The sequence below is a fragment of the Conexibacter sp. DBS9H8 genome, from assembly GCF_023330685.1.
Taxonomy (GTDB): domain Bacteria; phylum Actinomycetota; class Thermoleophilia; order Solirubrobacterales; family Solirubrobacteraceae; genus Palsa-465.
In genome coordinates, this window is record NZ_CP097128.1 from 1,277,659 (window position 1) to 1,292,714 (window position 15,056).

The window sequence follows — 15,056 nt, forward strand, 5'->3', positions numbered from 1 at the left end:
GCCGTGCTCACCCTCCCGCGCCTCCCCCTGATCCCCGACCCGCTCGGCCGGATCACCGTGCCGAGAGACCTCGCCGCGGTCACGAGCGTCGGCGCGGAGGCGCCCGCGGAGGCCGCCGGCCTCACCGAGGCCCAGGTGAAGCGGATCTGGGCGGCGGGCCGGAACCTCTACCGGACCGGGATGCATCCCGCCCTCGCGCTGTGCGTGCGCCGCAACGGTGAGGTGGTGCTCGACCGGGCGATCGGGCATGCCCGGGGTAACGGACCGCGGGACCGGGCCGGCACCCCGAAGGTGCTCGCCACCCCGGAGACACCGTTCTGTGTGTTCTCCACCTCCAAGGGGATCACCGCGCTCGTCATCCACATGCTCGCCGAGCGCGGGTTCTTTGACATCCACGATCGGGTCGTCGATTACCTCCCCGAGTACGGAGCCAACGGCAAGCAGGACACGACGATCGCCCATATCCTCGCTCACCGGGCCGGGATCCCCTGGCTGCCCCGGGAGCTGGCGAACCTCGACAGCCTCACCGACATGGACGCCGCGCTCGAGGTGATCTGTGCCTCGCGCCCGTTCGCCCGCCCCGGCACGCGGCTCGCCTATCACGCGATCAGCGGCGGGATCGTGCTCGGGGAGATCGTCAGACGGGTCACCGGCCGGTCCATCCGCGAGGTGCTCGCCGCCGAGATCCTCGATCCGCTCGGGTTCCGCTGGGGCAACTACGGGGTCGCCCCCGAGGATGTCGAGCAGGTCGCCCTCAGCTACGCGACCGGGCCGCGGCTGCTGCCGCCCGTCTCCCAGCTCGTCGGCCACGCGCTGTCGGCCCCAATTGAGACGGTCGTCGAGTTCTCCAACGACCCGCGGTTCCTCACGAGCATCATCCCGTCGGCGACGATCGTCTCGACCGCCAACGAGCTGAGCCGATTCTTTGAGATCTTCCGGTGCGGCGGCACCCTCGACGGGCACCGGGTGATGGCGCCCGAAACGCTGCGGTATGCCCTCACCGAACAGTCGCGGCTCGAACTGGACCTCACCCTCGTGATCCCCGTCCGCTTCAGCTACGGGCTGATGCTCGGCGCCAAGGTCGTCAGCCTCTACGGACTGGACACCGACCTCGCCTTCGGTCACCTCGGCCTCATCAACATCGTCGGCTGGGCCGACCCCGAACGGGGAATTTCCGCGGCGCTGCTGACAAGCGGCAAGGCGATCCTTTACCCCGAACTGCGCCGCTTCTACGCGGTGATGGCGACGATCGCCGCGCAGACCCCGAAGCTCGCGCCCGCCGAGCGCCCCTTCTGACCCTCGGTGGGGGTCAGGCCGGCTCGGGATCCGAGGGCCGGACCCTGCGCACGCCGGAAATGGCCGCGGTCAGCTGTCAGTCGAAGGCTGGGCCGGTCGGCTCAAGGGGCGGGCACCCGTGCCGATACTCTCCGCGTGAGTACAACGGCAACCTGCACAGATCGGACCGTGGCCGGCGACGAAGCCGCAGAACTTGACCTCGTCCTCGCCTCTGGGTCTGTCCGGTCGCTCTACCAGCCGATCGTCGAGCTCGACAGCGGGCGGACCGTCGCCTGGGAGGCGCTCGCGCGGGGGCCGAAGGGGTCTCCGCTTGAGTTTCCCGACCGCCTGTTCGCCGCGGCAGCAAGAACGGGACGAACGGCAGAGCTCGACTACCGCTGCCGGAGGGCGGCGGTTGACAGCGCGGTCGCCGCCGGCCTCGGGACGGCACAGGAGCTGTTCGTCAACATCGAGCCGGAGGTCGCCGGCATACGGCAGTGGGCACCCGCGTTGAGGCGACGTGCGGGTGCACAGGCGCAGCTACGCGTGACCATCGAGATCACCGAGCGCGCCCTCACCGCCGCGCCAGCCGAGCTGCTGGCGCTCGTCGACGAGTACCGCCGGGCAGGGTGCGGGATAGCGATCGACGACGTCGGTGCCGATCCCCGGTCGATTGGGCTGATGCCGCTGCTCGTGCCGGACGTGATCAAGCTTGACATGGCCTTCGTCCAGCAGCCGATGAGTCGCTCGCGGGCACGGGTGGTGCACGCGGTCGCCGCTCAGGCCGAGCGCTCAGGCGCCCGCATCCTCGCGGAGGGGATCGAGAACGAGCGGCAGGCCGCCCGCGCTCAGGCGCTCGGCGCCACCCTCGGCCAGGGGTGGCTGTTCGGCCGTCCCGGTGAGTTGAGGCCCGCCGCGGACAGCGATGGGACAGGGCGCATCAGAGTCGAGGTCGACAATGGCAGCGAAACCCCGTTTGCGCATCTGATCGGGTGCTGCGTTTCCCGGACGGGCACCAAGGCGCGGCTGTTGCAGATGAGCCTTGCCCTCGAGGAGCAGGCCCTGCTGCAGGGTGAGTCCGCGGTTCTGCTCAGCACCTTTCAGGAGGCGCGATATTTTCCTCCAAGCACCCGTGACCGCTACGCGAGCATCGCGGCGCGGGTCGCCTTCGTCGGTGCGCTCGGGCACGGGCTCGATCCCGAGCCGGCCCCGGGCGTGCGTGGCTCGGCGCTGACCGCCGACGATCCGCTGCGTCAGGAATGGGATGTCGTCGTCCTCGGCCCGCATTTCGCCGGGGCCTTCCTCGCCCGTGACGTCGGGGACGACGGCGCCGACAGCGCACGTCGGTTCGAATACGTCGTCACCTACGACCGCGACCTCGTCGTCGCCGCCGCGACCCGGCTGATGCGTCGGATCACGCCGTTGGCGCCGCAGGGGTGAGCTCGGACCCTCAGCCCGCCGGCACCCCGAGTCGTTCCAGGCGCTTGGCGGCGCTCGCCTCATGCGCGGGCATCAGATCCGCGCGGGCGATCTCGACGACGTGCGGGGCGATCGCGGCGACCCCCTCATCGGAATCGATCCGCTGGTAGGTGAGCGTCTTGAGGAACTTCGCCACCGACAGCCCGCCGGTGTAGCGGGCGGCGCGGCCGGTCGGAAGCGTGTGGTTGGTCCCGATCGCCTTGTCGGAGAACGCGACGGTCGCTCGCTCCCCGAGAAACAGTGAGCCGTAGTTGCGCAGCCGCGCGAAGTAGAAGTCGTCCTCGGCCGTGTGCACCTCCAGATGCTCGGTCGCCACCGCATCGGCGACCCGCACGGCCGCCTCGCGGTCGGCCACGAGGATGACGCTGCCGTGGTCGGTCCACGCCCGCCGGGGGGTGTCGCCGACTCCGCCCCCGAGCGCGTCGAGCGCGTCGAGCTGGCGGTCGATCTCGGCGATCACCGCACGGCCGGTTGCCTCCGAGGTGGTGATCAGGACCGCCGGTGAGGTGGGCCCGTGCTCGGCCTGGGCGAGCAGGTCCGCGGCGGCGAGCTCCGGGTCGGCGCTCGCGTCGGCGATCACCGCCACCTCGGACGGGCCGGCGAGGAGATCGATCCCGACGCGGCCGAACAGCTGCCGCTTGGCTTCGGCGACAAACGCGTTCCCGGGGCCGACGATCATGTCAACCTCCCCGACCGGACCCCCGGGTTCGCGGACCCGACCGGCTCCACCGGCCCCGGCTCCGCCCCCGGCTTCGCCGCCGAGCAGCCCGAAGGCCATCGCAGCGAGCGCCTGCACGCCGCCGAGACCGAAGATCCGGTCCGCGCCGGAGGTGGCGATCGCGTGCAGGGTCGGGGCGTGCATCTCTCCGTTCCGGGGCGGCGTACAGGCGATCACCGTCTCCACGCCGGCGACCTTCGGGACGAGGATCGTCATGAACGCGCAGGCGAGCATCGGCACCCGTCCGCTCGGGCAGTATGCGCCGACCCGGCTCACCGGCACCTGACGCTGGCCGAGGAAGACCCCCGGGAGGGTCTCGACCTCGAAGTCCGTCAGCGTCGCCCGCTGCGCCTGGGCGAACCCGCGAATCTGGGTCTGGGCGAAGGCGATGCTGGCGCGCAGCGACTCGGGCAGGCTCTCACTCGCCGCCGCCACGGTCGCGGCGGGCACCTCGAAGTCCCCGGGATCCCAGCCGTCGAGTTCCCGCGAGTACCGCCGGACCGCGTCGAGGCCGTGGGCCTCGATCTCCAACAGCATCTCCGACACCCGGGCGCTGACGGTCGGGTCGGCGCCCATGTGGGGCGTCTCGAGCGGGGTCTTCAGGTAGTGCAGCTCGTCCATGTCGCGAGCCTAGGCCGCCCACCGATAAAAGTCTACGGTTAGACTACTTTGCACAGATCAAGGAAATGATTTGACCCTGCAGCAGCTCACCTACTTCCGTGTCGCCGCCGAACTCGGTTCCTTCAACGCGGCCGCCCGCGCGCTGCTCTGCAGCCAGCCGGCCGTCTCAGACCAGGTCCGCCGGCTCGAGGGGGAACTCGGCGTGTCCCTGTTCGCCCGCACCGGCCGCGGTCTCACCCTGACCGCGGCCGGGCGGACCTTCCTCGGTCATGCCGAACGGGTCACCGACGCGGCCGCCGACGCCGAGCGTGCAGTCGGCCGCCGAAGTGAGCAGAGCCGTCGGCTCGTGACGCTGGGAACCTTCCGCAACGCCCCCTACTACGACATCGCCGAACTCGCCGCGCGCTTCTGCGAGCGCCATCCGGACGGCCGATTGACCATGCGCGGGCAGAACTCCTTTGACGTCGCGCGGGCGGTCGCCGAGGGCACGCTGGAGGCCGGGCTCGTCGTCCTGCCCGTCGATGACTCGCTGCTGGACGTGCGGGCGCTGTTCCGGGATGAGGTCCTCTACGTGAGCGCCGACCCCGAGCAGACCCGCCACCCCGCGACGCTCGCGCGGGTCGCCGCAGCGCCGCTGATCCTCTATGACGTCAGCTACGGCTTCGATGACCCGACCCGCCGCCAGTTCGCCGCCCGCGCCCAGGAGTCCGGGGTTGCCATCGAACCCCGGCTCGAGGTCGAGCACGCGGAGACCGCCCTGCAGATGGTCGCCCGCGGTCTCGGCGGCACGATCGTCGCCCGGGCCGTGCTCGCCGGATCCCCGGTGCCCGACACGGTGAGCGCGGTCGGCTTCGCCGAACCGTTCTACGACTTCTTCGCGCTCGTCACCCGCCGCGGCACCCGGCTCAGCCAGGGCGTCGCTGAGGTCGTCGCGCTGATCGACGACTGGGCCCGGGCGACCGCGACCCGGCTTCAGCGCGGCGTCCCCGCGGGTACGCCGGCCGGGGAGCCGTAGAGGTCGCTGCGACGGTCCCCGAACGCGTCGGCGAGCTCGGTGAAACGCTTGTCGAGCGCCGCCTCGAGATCGACGTCGGCGACGATCAGGCCGGGCTCCCGTGACTCGGCGGCGACCCAGCCGTCGGCACCGACGATCGTCGCCCCCTGCTCCCAGGCCTGCCCGCGCTCGATCCCGGCCCGGTCGGCACAGGCGACCGCCATCCGGTTCATCCGGGCGGTCGCCATCGCCACGACCACCTCCGCCGGCCGCTCCCCCGCGGGCCGGGGGAAGTGCGGCCAGTTGGTCGGCACGAGCAGCAGCTGGGCGCCCGCGAGGGCGATCGCACGGGTCAGCTCCGGGAACTCGAGGTCATAACAGACGACGGCGGCGACGCGCCCGACGGCGGTGTCGATGACCGGCGGGAGCTCCGAGCCCGGCGTGAAGACGAGCTTCTCCCGATCCCACAGGTGCAGCTTCCGGTAGAAGCTCGGTGGACCCGCGCCGGGGAACAGGGCCGCGGAGTTGTAGAGCCGTCCGTCCGCGCAGGCCTCACAGAAGCCCCCGCAGATCACCGCTCCGCTCTCCCGGGCGAGCTTCGCCCAGGCCGCGAGGATCGGGTCGGCCCGACCGATCGCCACGCCTGCGGCCTGCTCGGGCCCCGAGAACATGTACCCGGAGGTGCACAGCTCGGGCAGGACGACCACCTCCGCGCCGGCGTCGAGGGCAGCGCGGATCGCCGCCTCCGCCGCCGCGGCGTTCGCGGCGAGCTCCCCGAGCACCGGGGCGATCTGCTGACAGGCGATGCGGGTCACGGCACCGGCTCGGCCACGGCCCGGTCGACCCGCGGTGAGGTGTCGCTGGAGGCGAGGCCGCTGCGGACCCGGCTCGACAGGCCGGGCGCGACGAGCACGACGATCAACCCGATCAGCAGGTAGATCCCCTCGACGTAGGGGAACCGAGAGTAGGCGCCGGTCTGGCCGACGAACACGTTGCGGTAGATCGTGTAACAGACGAACGCCCCGCCGAGCACGGGCACGACGATCTGCCACCGCGGCGCCAGCGGCGTGCCCCGGAAGAACAGGTAGTAGACGGCCCCGACGGTCGCGAGTACGTAGGCGACGAGGATGAGCACCGTTCCGATCTGGAGCGGGTAGAAGGTCGCGTTGATCACCGAGGAGCCGTTGAGCTGCTGTCCGATGAGGGCACACAGGAAGATCACGAGGACGACGCTGAGGGCGACGACGGGCTGGCCGCGCTTGCCGAGCCGGGCGAGACCGCGCTCGGTCCCGGTCGCATCCCGGGTCTGGGCGTACATGATCCGGGAGGCGGCCGCGGCCTCCCCGAGGGAGATCGCGAACAGGCTGATCGTGCCCATCAGGTCGAGGATCGCCGCATACCAGCGGCCGATGTAGCCCCGGCTGAGGTCCGAGAAGGGGAACCCGTTCGCGTACGCCTTGGCCCCGGCGGCGTTGGCACCGTATCCCAGGGACTGGGCCGCGGCGGTGAGGAGGAAGAACGCTCCGACGACGACGACGGCGGTCTTGATCGCCCGCGGGATCTGCGTCCTCGGGCTCGTCGTCTCCTCCCCGAGGGCGGCGGCGCCCTCAAAGCCGGCAAAGGCGAGGAACCCGTACACGGCCGACTTGGCGATCGTCCCGATCCCGCTGCCGGAGGGGAGCGAGAGGAAGTTGAGGTTGAAGCTCTGCCCCTTCGGGCCGTGGCTGAAGATGACCGTGATGAGGATGACGACGCTGAGGATCGTCACCATCACGGCGCCGATCACCTCGGAGGTGAGCAGCGCCCGGGTGATGATCCGGATCTCCGCGTAGGCGAAGGCGGCCACCCCGATCAGGCCGATCAGGGCGATCCACCACCACTGCTGGGTCGTGAGGATCCCGGCGTCGGAGAGGAACTTGCCGCCGAACAGGCCCATCTCAATCGTCGAGCCGCATCCGATCGCGATGTAGGCACCCATCAGCGACCACCCGGCGACGAACCCGGCGCGCGGACCGAGCGTCACACCGACGAGCGCGTAGACGGAGCCGGAGTGGGAGATGTGCCGGGAGAGCTTGATGAAGCAGTAGGCGACGAGCGCGATGCCGACGGCGGCGAAGACGAACGACAGGGTCACCGCCTGGCCGATGATGACGGCGGCGCCGGTGCCGAGGAGGCCGATCGCGCCGACCGGCCCGATCAGGCCGACGGAGAAGGCGGCGGCGTCAACGAGGCTGAGCTCCGAGCGGAGCCCCCCACGGGGAGGCGGAGTGGATGTGTCCATAGGGGCACGCTAACCCGCTCGCAACCATCCTGCCAGACCTTGATCTCCTTGACCACTTCAAGGGCAGGCTTTGAACTGTGGTCGGAGGTTGTGGGTCGCGAAACCTTACCTGGGCCATATATCTCTCTCACAGGCGCCGCCAAGACCGAGGGCACCCCACGAACCAGGCGGTTCGCTCCGATCCACACCCGGATCATGCGCCTGCTGGCCGCGCCCACGCTCGGCGCCTGAGTCACGGTCTGGCTCCCGCCCGCCTCACAGGGCGGGCGGGAGTCGGGCGTCACCGGTCGACGGGCTTCGCGCTCGAGGCTCCGCGCTCGTAGGATGGGACGCGTTCCTGCTCGCCGCCGGCCTGCTCGTCGCGGTCAAGCCGATCCTCGCCCCGATCGCGCTCCTGCTCGTCCTCCACGCCTGGGTCATCCCCGAGCTGTACGCGAACCGGGGAGCGGGGGTGCTGCTCTGTCGCACGCCGGCGGGGGCCGGACCCGAGGCGCGGGCGCTGCTGCTCGGGGACCTCGTCGACGACGCGAACCGCCGCCGGCACGACGCCGCCGGGCTCATCCTCGAGCGGGGACGGCTCGGGACCTGGGTCGTCAGGGTGTCCGCGCCTCAGGGGATGTCAGCTCCGGGGCCGCGGGGCGCGCGGCCGCGGCGGCAGCTAGGGTCTGGCCCGGGATGAGTGAGCCGGGCCCGAGTGATGAGAGCCTGCGGGTGGCCGCGATGGTCGCCCGCTTCCTCGCGCTCGCGGGCATCGACGACGCGGAGCTGACCCCGGAGGCTCAGCATCGCCTCGACGGTCCCCTCGCCGAGATCGGTGCTCAGGGGTTGCGCGAGTCCGACCTTGCGGTCCTCGGTCAGGCGTACCTGCGGGCGGTCGGTCGGGTTGTCGCTGCTGAGGTGGAGGCGCTTTCCCGGCTGCACGGACTCGCGCCGGGCGGCGATCCGGAGGAGCTGTCCCGTGCCGCCACGCGGATGCTCCCGCTCGGGCGGGAGGTGTTCGACGTGCTCCACGGCGTGCTGCTGACCCGGGCGGTCGGCCCCCACGGCCAGGGCTGGGACCGGTCGCGGCGCTCGCGGGTGCCGACCGCCGTCGCCCACGTCGACGTGATCGACTCGACCGCGTTTCTCGAGACCGCCGCTCAGGCGGGCACCCAGCGGCTCGTCGACGGGCTGTTCGCCGCCGCGCAGGCGGCGGTCCGGGGGCGCGCAGTCGAGGTCGCCAAGTACGTCGGGGACGGGGTGTTCCTGCTCGGTCCCGACCCGGAGGCGGTCGCGGCCGCCTCGCTCGCCTGCATCGACGGGCTCGACCGGCTCGCCGGCCTGCGCTCACGCGCCGGGCTCGCCTTCGGGCGGGTCGTCTACCGCGCCGGCGACGTGTTCGGGCGCCCGGTCAACCTCTCCCACCGGCTCACGAAGGCGAGCCGCGAGGGGGTGCTGCTCGTCGCGGCGCTCGCGCCCGCGCGCCTGCCGGCGGTGCTCTGTGGGAACCCACGGGAGCTCGAGCTGCGCGGAATCGACGGGCCGGTCGCCGCCTATGAGCTCGTCGGCGGCGACCTCGCCGTCGTGCCGGCGCGCGGTCAGCGCGGCCGGGAGCGGCGGGCGAGCTCGACGTAGCCGAAGGGCAACCGGCGGAGATCGCCGCGCCGTTCACCGGTCCGGACCGCGGCGTCGAAGCCTCCGCCGCCCCAGTATTCGGCGCCCGCTCGTCGGGCGAGCTCGCCGCCACGCATCACCCGGAAGGGGCGCAGCTCATGGAGCAGGCGGCCGACCTCCGCATCGAGCATGGCGGTCGTTCGCTCGTTCGCGCGGTCGCCGATCGGGTCGCGCCACGGGTGCGCGACGGAGGTGGTGGGACGGGCGGAGAGCCGGCGGGCGCCGGGGGAAGGGTTGGCGTCACGACGGGGGGCGGAGTCGGGCATGGTGACCTCCTGGGAACGATCAATGCAAAGCCATACTGATAATGTACTCCTATGCAACCGGTCCGCCAAGTCGAGCTGTCCGGCACTGAACGGCCGGCCGTTGACGGCCCCTCGCCCGGGGAGTACCGGGCCGCTGCCGCCCTCCGCTCGGCCCTGCGTCGGTTCTCCCAGGCCAGTGACGAGGTGCTGCGCCGCCACGGGCTCACCAACGAGCGCTACGAACTGCTGCTGGCGATCAAGGACGCCGAGCAGCGTCGCCGGACCGCGACCGTCACGAGCCTCGCGCGGACGCTCGGGGTCGCTCAGGTGAGCGTCACCCAGCTTGTGCGCCGCACCGAGGACGCCGGGCTGCTCCGCCGTGAGGTGTCAGGCCGGGACGCCCGCATCCGCCATCTCCGCCTCACCCGCGTCGGGGAACGCCGGCTCGCGAGCGCGCTGACCGAGCTCGACTCAGAGCGAGCGCGCCTCAGTACGGTGATTGCCGACCATGGCGAGACCCCATCCACCTCCGGCGTACGCTGAGCCGTCCGCTCACGGGCGTGTCGAGCGGTAGTGCTCGCGCCAGATCAGCCGGTAGACGGGTACGAGCCGGGGCAGGTCGCGGACGCCGGGCAGGAACGGGACGAGCACGAAGCCGAGGCTGAGCACGAACATCACCGCCATCACCATGATGTCGGCGTTGGGGGAGGTCGAGAACGGCTTGATCTGGTACCACATCGTGTAGAGCCACAGCCAGCCCTGTCCGGGGAAGCTCCCCGTCTCGTTCATCATTCCCCACTGGTTGCCGAGCAGGTGTTCGGCTCGGGCGCGGGAGGCGAGGGCGCCGCCGTCGGCGAGCAGCATCAGGATCTTGGTGTAGTCGGTCGAGTAGAACTGGCGGTTGGCCAGGAGGGCGCCGTCGAGGCCGCCGCCCTGGGCGAAGCTCAGCAGCGAGTCCATCAGGGTCGGGACGGGTCCGAGGTTCGGTCCGTGCACTGCTCGGATCGCCGTGGCCGAGTCCGCGACCTTGGTCAGGGCGCGCTCGTAGGCGTGGTCCCAGGCGAGTTGCCGGGCGCTGCCGGCCCGGCGGTAGGTTGCCAGTGCGCTGCGCAGGGCGGGCTGGCCCGGGAGGGCGGCAAGTGGCCCGAGCACGTAGTCCTGGGCCGTGTTGATCGGGTGGGCGATCCCGAGCCAGCTCTGCAGGTGGATGAACGCGAGGTGCTGGGCCTTGGGGCCGTGGTCGTAGGGTGGCCCGTACTCGGCGGTCGTGCTCGTACCGTCGAGCTCCCCCATCGCCGTGGAGACGAAGTCGACCGGGTTCTGTCGCGACCAGCTGCGGATCGTCGTCGGTGCCTCGTCCGGTGAGGAGAACAGGATCGCCAGGGTGACGGCGATCAGGCCGACGATCGTCACCGCGATCGTCGCCTCCTTGATCAGGTCGTAGGGGCGGTAGGGGCCGTCCCAGTGCCGGGCCGCGGCGTCAATGGCCCGGGTGCGCTCGCGGTAGGTCATCACTCGGCCTCCGAGACGGGGCCGGGGCTGCCGGCGCTGGCCGTGCCCGCGGCTGTCCCTCGAGCCGTGGCTGTCGCCGAGGCCGGAGTGGTCAGGTCGGACAGGAGCAGGGGAGGAACGACCCCGTGTTTACGCACGAGCAGGACGTGGGCGGCGACGAGCCCGACCACCGCGAGCGGGAGCAGGAACACGTGATAGCCGTACATCTGGCCGAAGTTGAGGAGGTTGAAGAACGAACCGATGCCGGTGGCGTTCATCGCGTCCTTGGCCTGGGTCGAGATCCACTGAGCGTCGAAGTTCTGCTGCGAGATGTACCCGGTGAGCGCGGCGGGGATCGCGACGATGAACGTGATCGCGCCGGTCATCCAGACGCGGGCGCGGCCGCCCCGCCAGGCCGACATCCAGAACTTCGCCCACAGGTGGATCACCATGAAGAAGAAGAACAGCTCGACCGACCACAGGTGGAGGCTGTTGAAGAAGTGCCCGAGGCTGCTCGTGTGCCACCAGCCCGGACCCTTGGTGGCGAGGATCGTGCCGGAGGCGATCACGGTCACGAGTGCCCCGAGCGAGAGGACCCCGAAGATGTAGATCCACGAGGCGACGTAGCTGGGCTGGGAGTCGGGGAGCAGCTTGTCCGGGGGGAGGGCGGCGAGGGCGCGCCGGCGCACCCCGACGGTCCAGGACCGCTCCTCCGGGGGCTGGCCGGTGGCGGTCATGACCGGCCCCGTCGGCGGTGGCCGGGAAACGGGGCGACTAGCGCGATGAGAAACACGACGAACATCGCAACGATGACGATCAGGTTCGGCACCGACAGATCGATGAACCCCCAGTGCACGTAGCCGGCGTGGCCGTTGAGATTGATGATGGCGGCGAACACGCAGAGAACCCTAGGTCTCCCGTCGGACGCCGTCCATCAGACGATCTCCGGATTCTCGGTGCGGAAACCTACGCGGTCCACGGCCGCGGGCGGCCGTACGTCTCAGCGCTGGACCTGGGAGCCGCCGGTGATGTGCTCGGTCCCGTCGGCCATCCGCACCCACGCCTTGTGTGTGCCGTCGTAGTCGGGCCCCCACAACAGCAGGGTCGCGGGCTCCCCCCCGACGCGGCAGGGCTCACCTGTCGGCCGCTCCGCGCCGAGCAGGGCGGTGAGGAAGACGTTCTGAGCCTTCTCGGCGCCGATCGTCGTCGGCTCGCGGTGACCGGGGTGCACCCGTGTCGCGTCCGGGAGCGCGCTGAGGCGTCGCAGGGAGGCCCGCAGGTCCGCGATTCCGGTCGCCCCGGGGCCGCGGGTCCCCCCGACGGTCCCGGCGAACAGCACGTCCGCGGTGATGACGTCGCCGTCATCGATCAGGAACGCCATGTGCCCCGCCGCATGGCCGGGGGTGAACAGGCACTCGATCCGGAGCGCCCCGAGGGTGAGCACCTCGTCGTCGCTGAGCAGGTGCTCGACGGTGATCCCCTCGAGCCGGGCGGCCGTCTCCGGGTGGGCGTAGACGGGCAGTCCGAGGTTGCGGTAGTCGTCGAGCATCACGTGATCGACGTGATCGTGGGTGAGCAGCAGGGCGAGCAACGTCAGCCCGCGAGCGGAGGCGATCTCAAGCAGGGGGGCACCGACGCCGTTGCCGTCGATCAGGACCCCGTGGCCGGCACCGTCGTCGACGAGATAGGCGTTGGTGAGGAAGCCCTCGCTCTCAGTGCGGTGGATCTCCATTCCGAGCAACCCTAGTCGAAGTGGATGACCGAACGGATGCCGTCCTGGGCGTGCATCCGGGCGAAGCCTTCGTTCACCTCGGCGAGGGAGATCCGATGGGAGATGAATGCGTCGGCGTCGATCTCGCCGCCGAGATAGCGCTCGACGAGCTCAGGCACCTGGTCGCGGCCCTTGACCCCGCCAAAGGATGACCCGGCGACCCGCCGCCCGGTGATCAACAGTCGCGGGATGATGTCGAGCGTCTCCCCCTTCCCGGCGACCCCGCACATCGTCGCCAGGCCCCAGCCCATCCGCGCCGACTCGACGGCCTCACGCATCACCGACACGAGTCCGGTCGCCTCGAAGGTGTAGTCGGCGCCCATCCCCCCGGTCGCCTCGAGGACCCGCTCGACCGTGTCCGGACCACCCAACCAGGTGTCGGTCGCGCCGTGGTGGCGAGCCATCGCCAGGCGCTCCTCGGACAGGTCGACGCAGATGATCTGACCGGCGTTCTGCAACCGCGCCCCGACGACCGCGCCGAGCCCGACCATCCCGGCGCCGAACACGACGACGGTCGCTCCCGCCTCGACCTTCGCGGTGTACATGGCGGCTCCGATCCCCGTCGACAGGCCGCAGGCGAACAGGCAGGAGGCTTCCAGGGATGCTTCGGGGTTGATCCGGGCGAGCGCGATCTCGGGCATCACCGTGTGGGTCGCGAACGTCGAGGTTCCCATGAAATGCCGGATCGGCTCCCCGTCCGAGGAGAGGCGGGCGGTGCCGTCAGGCAGAAAGCCGAGATTCTGCTGCTCGCGGATGGCGAGGCAGAGGTTCGTCTTCGGTGACCGGCAGTGCGCACACTCGCGGCACTGGGGCGAGAACAGGGTGACGACGTGGTCTCCGACGGTCAGGTCGCGGACATCCGGCCCGACCGCCTCGACGACGCCGGCGCCCTCATGACCGAGCACGCAGGGCGCGTAGCCGGACGGGTCGACGCCGGAGGCCGTGTAGAGGTCGGTGTGACAGACTCCGCAGGCGACGAGCCGGACCCGCACCTCGCCGGCACGCGGTTCCCCGAGGTCGAGCTCTCTCAGCACAAGCGGTGCGCCAAAGCTCTCCAACACGGCCGCGGTGATCTTCATCGTCACTCTCCTCCTCAGGGCTGTCGCCGTCAGTCCAGGCTCGACGGGGCGAAGCAGACGATTGTCGCATCGTCCTCGAGGAGGTCGTCGGAGGCGCTGATGATCTCGTGCTCGAGGGCACGGACGAGCGCCGGCGGGGTCGCTTGGTCGAGGGAGGCGACCGTCCGCTCGAGGGCGCCGAGCCCAATCTGGCCACCGTCGCGGTGGCGGCGCTCCGTCACCCCGTCGGAGATCATCACGACCATCTCACCCTCGCCGAGGCGCTGATGGTGGGCGATCAGGTCCCGTTCGCTCGCCGGGCGTCCGCGTCCGAGGCTGTCGGAGGTGGGGCCCGGCAGCGGCGTGATGCTCCGGTCGGCGCCGATCAGGTAGGGCACCCCGGGGCCACATCCGATCCACACGAACGTCGCCGCCGGGCCGTGCCAGCGGGCGACGATCACGTTGGACACTGCGTCGGGGTAAGGGAGCTCGCGTACGGTCGCGTCCATGTAGCGGATCGTCTCCTCCAGCGGCGCCTCGCGCCGGCGCCGGGCCCGGAAGGCGCCGAGCGTGACCGCCGCGGTCGCCGCGGCCGCGGTGCCCCTGCCGGCCGCATCGGCGACGGCGATCCACACCCCGTCCGGGTTCTCGGCATAGTCGAACCAGTCTCCGCCGACTTCGTAGCTGGGGAGGACGTTGCCGGCGAGCAGGCCGCCGGAGACCCGTGCGATCCTGGGTGGGAGCAGGTTCTGCTGGATCTCGGAGGCGGCGTTGATGTCCTTGCGCCGGCGCGTCGCGTCGAAGACGTCGGTGTGCACCTCGGCGAGAGCGATGCAGGCAGCCGCCTGGCGGGCCAGTTCGAGCAACGGCTCGACGTGGGCGTCGAGGGCGAGCAGCACGCCGATCGCCCGCCCGCGCAGCATCATCGGGGCCATCACCGCGCCGGGCAGGTCACGGCGCAGCCCCTCTCGCAGGAGTGCGAGGCCGTCCCGGGGAATCTCGGGGCCGACCGCGAGCGGAAGTTCGATCTCGGCCGGGAACTCCGGCGACCCGGACAGTCGCCGCAGCCGGGTGCCGTCGATGTCGACGAGGTAGATCGCGACGGAGCGGACCCCGGCCTGGCGTTCGGCCTCGGCGACGATCTGCTCCCCGAGCAGCTGGGGCGGCACCTTGTTGAGCACCTCGGTGACATCGAGGACCGCCGGGCCGAGCCCGGCAAGCTCACCGGCGGGCCGGACCCGCTGGGTCGCGTCGTGCGTCTCGACCTGGGCGAGCGCCCGCCGCACGGCGATGACCAGGCCGTCCCGGCTGCCGAAGTGGCGGTAGACGGTCGCCCGGGAGACGCCCGCCGCCTGCGCGATCTCGTCGACGGTGGCGTCGGCCGAGCGTCGCAGCACCGCTGCGGCGACGTCGAGGATCCGGTCACGGTTGTCCCGCGCGTCGCGCCGCCGTCCGTCTGCCTGTGCCATC

The 15,056-nt window shown here is 71.2% G+C and carries 16 protein-coding genes; 5 read left to right on the forward strand and 11 right to left on the reverse strand.

Annotated elements, in window-relative coordinates; translation table 11 throughout:
* Positions 1–30: 30 nt before the first annotated feature.
* Positions 31–1,296 (forward strand): serine hydrolase domain-containing protein, encoded by a 1,266-nt coding sequence (locus M3M55_RS06015; RefSeq protein ID WP_371878740.1) that lies wholly within the window; start codon positions 31–33, stop codon positions 1,294–1,296.
* 168 nt (positions 1,297–1,464) lie between these two features.
* The gene (locus M3M55_RS06020) at positions 1,465–2,715 is read left to right on the forward strand and encodes an EAL domain-containing protein (RefSeq protein WP_249011923.1); all 1,251 of its coding nucleotides are present in this window, start codon (positions 1,465–1,467) and stop codon (positions 2,713–2,715) included.
* 10 nt (positions 2,716–2,725) lie between these two features.
* On the opposite strand, the gene hisD is transcribed toward M3M55_RS06020, so the two are convergent.
* Positions 2,726–4,093, reverse strand: coding sequence for a histidinol dehydrogenase (gene hisD, locus M3M55_RS06025; protein ID WP_249011924.1), 1,368 nt, complete (start codon positions 4,091–4,093; stop codon positions 2,726–2,728).
* 70 nt (positions 4,094–4,163) lie between these two features.
* Between hisD and M3M55_RS06030 the strand changes: the two genes are divergently transcribed.
* Positions 4,164–5,108, forward strand: coding sequence for a LysR family transcriptional regulator (locus tag M3M55_RS06030; protein WP_249011925.1), 945 nt, complete (start codon positions 4,164–4,166; stop codon positions 5,106–5,108).
* On the opposite strand, the gene M3M55_RS06035 is transcribed toward M3M55_RS06030, so the two are convergent.
* The 3 genes from M3M55_RS06035 to M3M55_RS06045 all read right to left on the reverse strand — a co-directional run bounded on the left by M3M55_RS06035 (position 5,066) and on the right by M3M55_RS06045 (position 7,912).
* Positions 5,066–5,902 carry a nitrilase-related carbon-nitrogen hydrolase gene (locus tag M3M55_RS06035; RefSeq protein WP_249011926.1) on the reverse strand — a complete coding sequence of 279 codons (837 nt, stop codon included), beginning with the start codon at positions 5,900–5,902 and terminating at the stop codon, positions 5,066–5,068. The two genes, M3M55_RS06030 and M3M55_RS06035, sit on opposite strands and share 43 nt — an antisense overlap.
* Complete coding sequence (locus M3M55_RS06040) at positions 5,899–7,368, reverse strand: APC family permease (RefSeq protein WP_249011927.1); 1,470 nt, start codon at positions 7,366–7,368, stop codon at positions 5,899–5,901. The genes M3M55_RS06035 and M3M55_RS06040 overlap by 4 nt, the downstream gene beginning before the upstream one ends.
* 280 nt (positions 7,369–7,648) lie before the next feature.
* Positions 7,649–7,912, reverse strand: a complete 264-nt coding sequence (locus M3M55_RS06045) for a hypothetical protein (protein WP_249011928.1) — start codon at positions 7,910–7,912, stop codon at positions 7,649–7,651.
* 131 nt (positions 7,913–8,043) lie between these two features.
* Between M3M55_RS06045 and M3M55_RS06050 the strand changes: the two genes are divergently transcribed.
* Positions 8,044–8,982: an adenylate/guanylate cyclase domain-containing protein gene (locus M3M55_RS06050; protein ID WP_249011929.1), complete on the forward strand. Its 939-nt coding sequence runs from the start codon at positions 8,044–8,046 to the stop codon at positions 8,980–8,982.
* Here M3M55_RS06050 and M3M55_RS06055 read toward each other — a convergent pair.
* Positions 8,946–9,287, reverse strand: a complete 342-nt coding sequence (locus M3M55_RS06055) for a hypothetical protein (RefSeq protein ID WP_249011930.1) — start codon at positions 9,285–9,287, stop codon at positions 8,946–8,948. The genes M3M55_RS06050 and M3M55_RS06055 overlap by 37 nt on opposite strands.
* Before the next feature lie 51 nt (positions 9,288–9,338).
* On the opposite strand from M3M55_RS06055, the gene M3M55_RS06060 reads away from it, so the two are divergent.
* Positions 9,339–9,809 (forward strand): MarR family winged helix-turn-helix transcriptional regulator, encoded by a 471-nt coding sequence (locus M3M55_RS06060; RefSeq protein WP_249011931.1) that lies wholly within the window; start codon positions 9,339–9,341, stop codon positions 9,807–9,809.
* A 9-nt stretch (positions 9,810–9,818) separates the two neighbouring features.
* On the opposite strand, the gene M3M55_RS06065 is transcribed toward M3M55_RS06060, so the two are convergent.
* The 6 genes from M3M55_RS06065 to M3M55_RS06090 all read right to left on the reverse strand — a co-directional run bounded on the left by M3M55_RS06065 (position 9,819) and on the right by M3M55_RS06090 (position 15,055).
* Positions 9,819–10,778: a hypothetical protein gene (locus M3M55_RS06065; RefSeq protein WP_249011932.1), complete on the reverse strand. Its 960-nt coding sequence runs from the start codon at positions 10,776–10,778 to the stop codon at positions 9,819–9,821.
* Positions 10,778–11,494, reverse strand: a complete 717-nt coding sequence (locus M3M55_RS06070; protein ID WP_249011933.1) for a cytochrome b N-terminal domain-containing protein — start codon at positions 11,492–11,494, stop codon at positions 10,778–10,780. The genes M3M55_RS06065 and M3M55_RS06070 overlap by 1 nt, the downstream gene beginning before the upstream one ends.
* Positions 11,491–11,655 carry a hypothetical protein gene (locus tag M3M55_RS06075; protein ID WP_249011934.1) on the reverse strand — a complete coding sequence of 55 codons (165 nt, stop codon included), beginning with the start codon at positions 11,653–11,655 and terminating at the stop codon, positions 11,491–11,493. The genes M3M55_RS06070 and M3M55_RS06075 overlap by 4 nt, the downstream gene beginning before the upstream one ends.
* A gap of 102 nt (positions 11,656–11,757) precedes the next feature.
* On the reverse strand, positions 11,758–12,489 hold the full coding sequence (locus tag M3M55_RS06080) for an MBL fold metallo-hydrolase (RefSeq protein ID WP_249011935.1): 732 nt from the start codon (positions 12,487–12,489) through the stop codon (positions 11,758–11,760).
* An 11-nt stretch (positions 12,490–12,500) separates the two neighbouring features.
* Positions 12,501–13,607: an alcohol dehydrogenase catalytic domain-containing protein gene (locus M3M55_RS06085; RefSeq protein ID WP_249011936.1), complete on the reverse strand. Its 1,107-nt coding sequence runs from the start codon at positions 13,605–13,607 to the stop codon at positions 12,501–12,503.
* Between the two features lie 29 nt (positions 13,608–13,636).
* Positions 13,637–15,055 (reverse strand): PP2C family protein-serine/threonine phosphatase, encoded by a 1,419-nt coding sequence (locus M3M55_RS06090; protein ID WP_249011937.1) that lies wholly within the window; start codon positions 15,053–15,055, stop codon positions 13,637–13,639.
* Position 15,056 lies beyond the last annotated feature (1 nt).

What these genes read in the sequence shown, in the direction of transcription:
- M3M55_RS06065 (WP_249011932.1), bottom strand. Translation starts at nt 10,778, where the DNA reads ATGACCTACCGCGAGCGCACCCGGGCCATTGACGCCGCGGCCCGGCAC.
- M3M55_RS06060 (WP_249011931.1), top strand. Translation starts at nt 9,339, where the DNA reads ATGCAACCGGTCCGCCAAGTCGAGCTGTCCGGCACTGAACGGCCGGCC.
- M3M55_RS06050 (WP_249011929.1), top strand. Translation starts at nt 8,044, where the DNA reads ATGAGTGAGCCGGGCCCGAGTGATGAGAGCCTGCGGGTGGCCGCGATG.
- M3M55_RS06040 (WP_249011927.1), bottom strand. Translation starts at nt 7,368, where the DNA reads ATGGACACATCCACTCCGCCTCCCCGTGGGGGGCTCCGCTCGGAGCTC.
- M3M55_RS06070 (WP_249011933.1), bottom strand. Translation starts at nt 11,494, where the DNA reads ATGACCGCCACCGGCCAGCCCCCGGAGGAGCGGTCCTGGACCGTCGGG.
- M3M55_RS06085 (WP_249011936.1), bottom strand. Translation starts at nt 13,607, where the DNA reads ATGAAGATCACCGCGGCCGTGTTGGAGAGCTTTGGCGCACCGCTTGTG.
- M3M55_RS06090 (WP_249011937.1), bottom strand. Translation starts at nt 15,055, where the DNA reads ATGGCACAGGCAGACGGACGGCGGCGCGACGCGCGGGACAACCGTGAC.
- M3M55_RS06080 (WP_249011935.1), bottom strand. Translation starts at nt 12,489, where the DNA reads ATGGAGATCCACCGCACTGAGAGCGAGGGCTTCCTCACCAACGCCTAT.
- M3M55_RS06055 (WP_249011930.1), bottom strand. Translation starts at nt 9,287, where the DNA reads ATGCCCGACTCCGCCCCCCGTCGTGACGCCAACCCTTCCCCCGGCGCC.
- hisD (WP_249011924.1), bottom strand. Translation starts at nt 4,093, where the DNA reads ATGGACGAGCTGCACTACCTGAAGACCCCGCTCGAGACGCCCCACATG.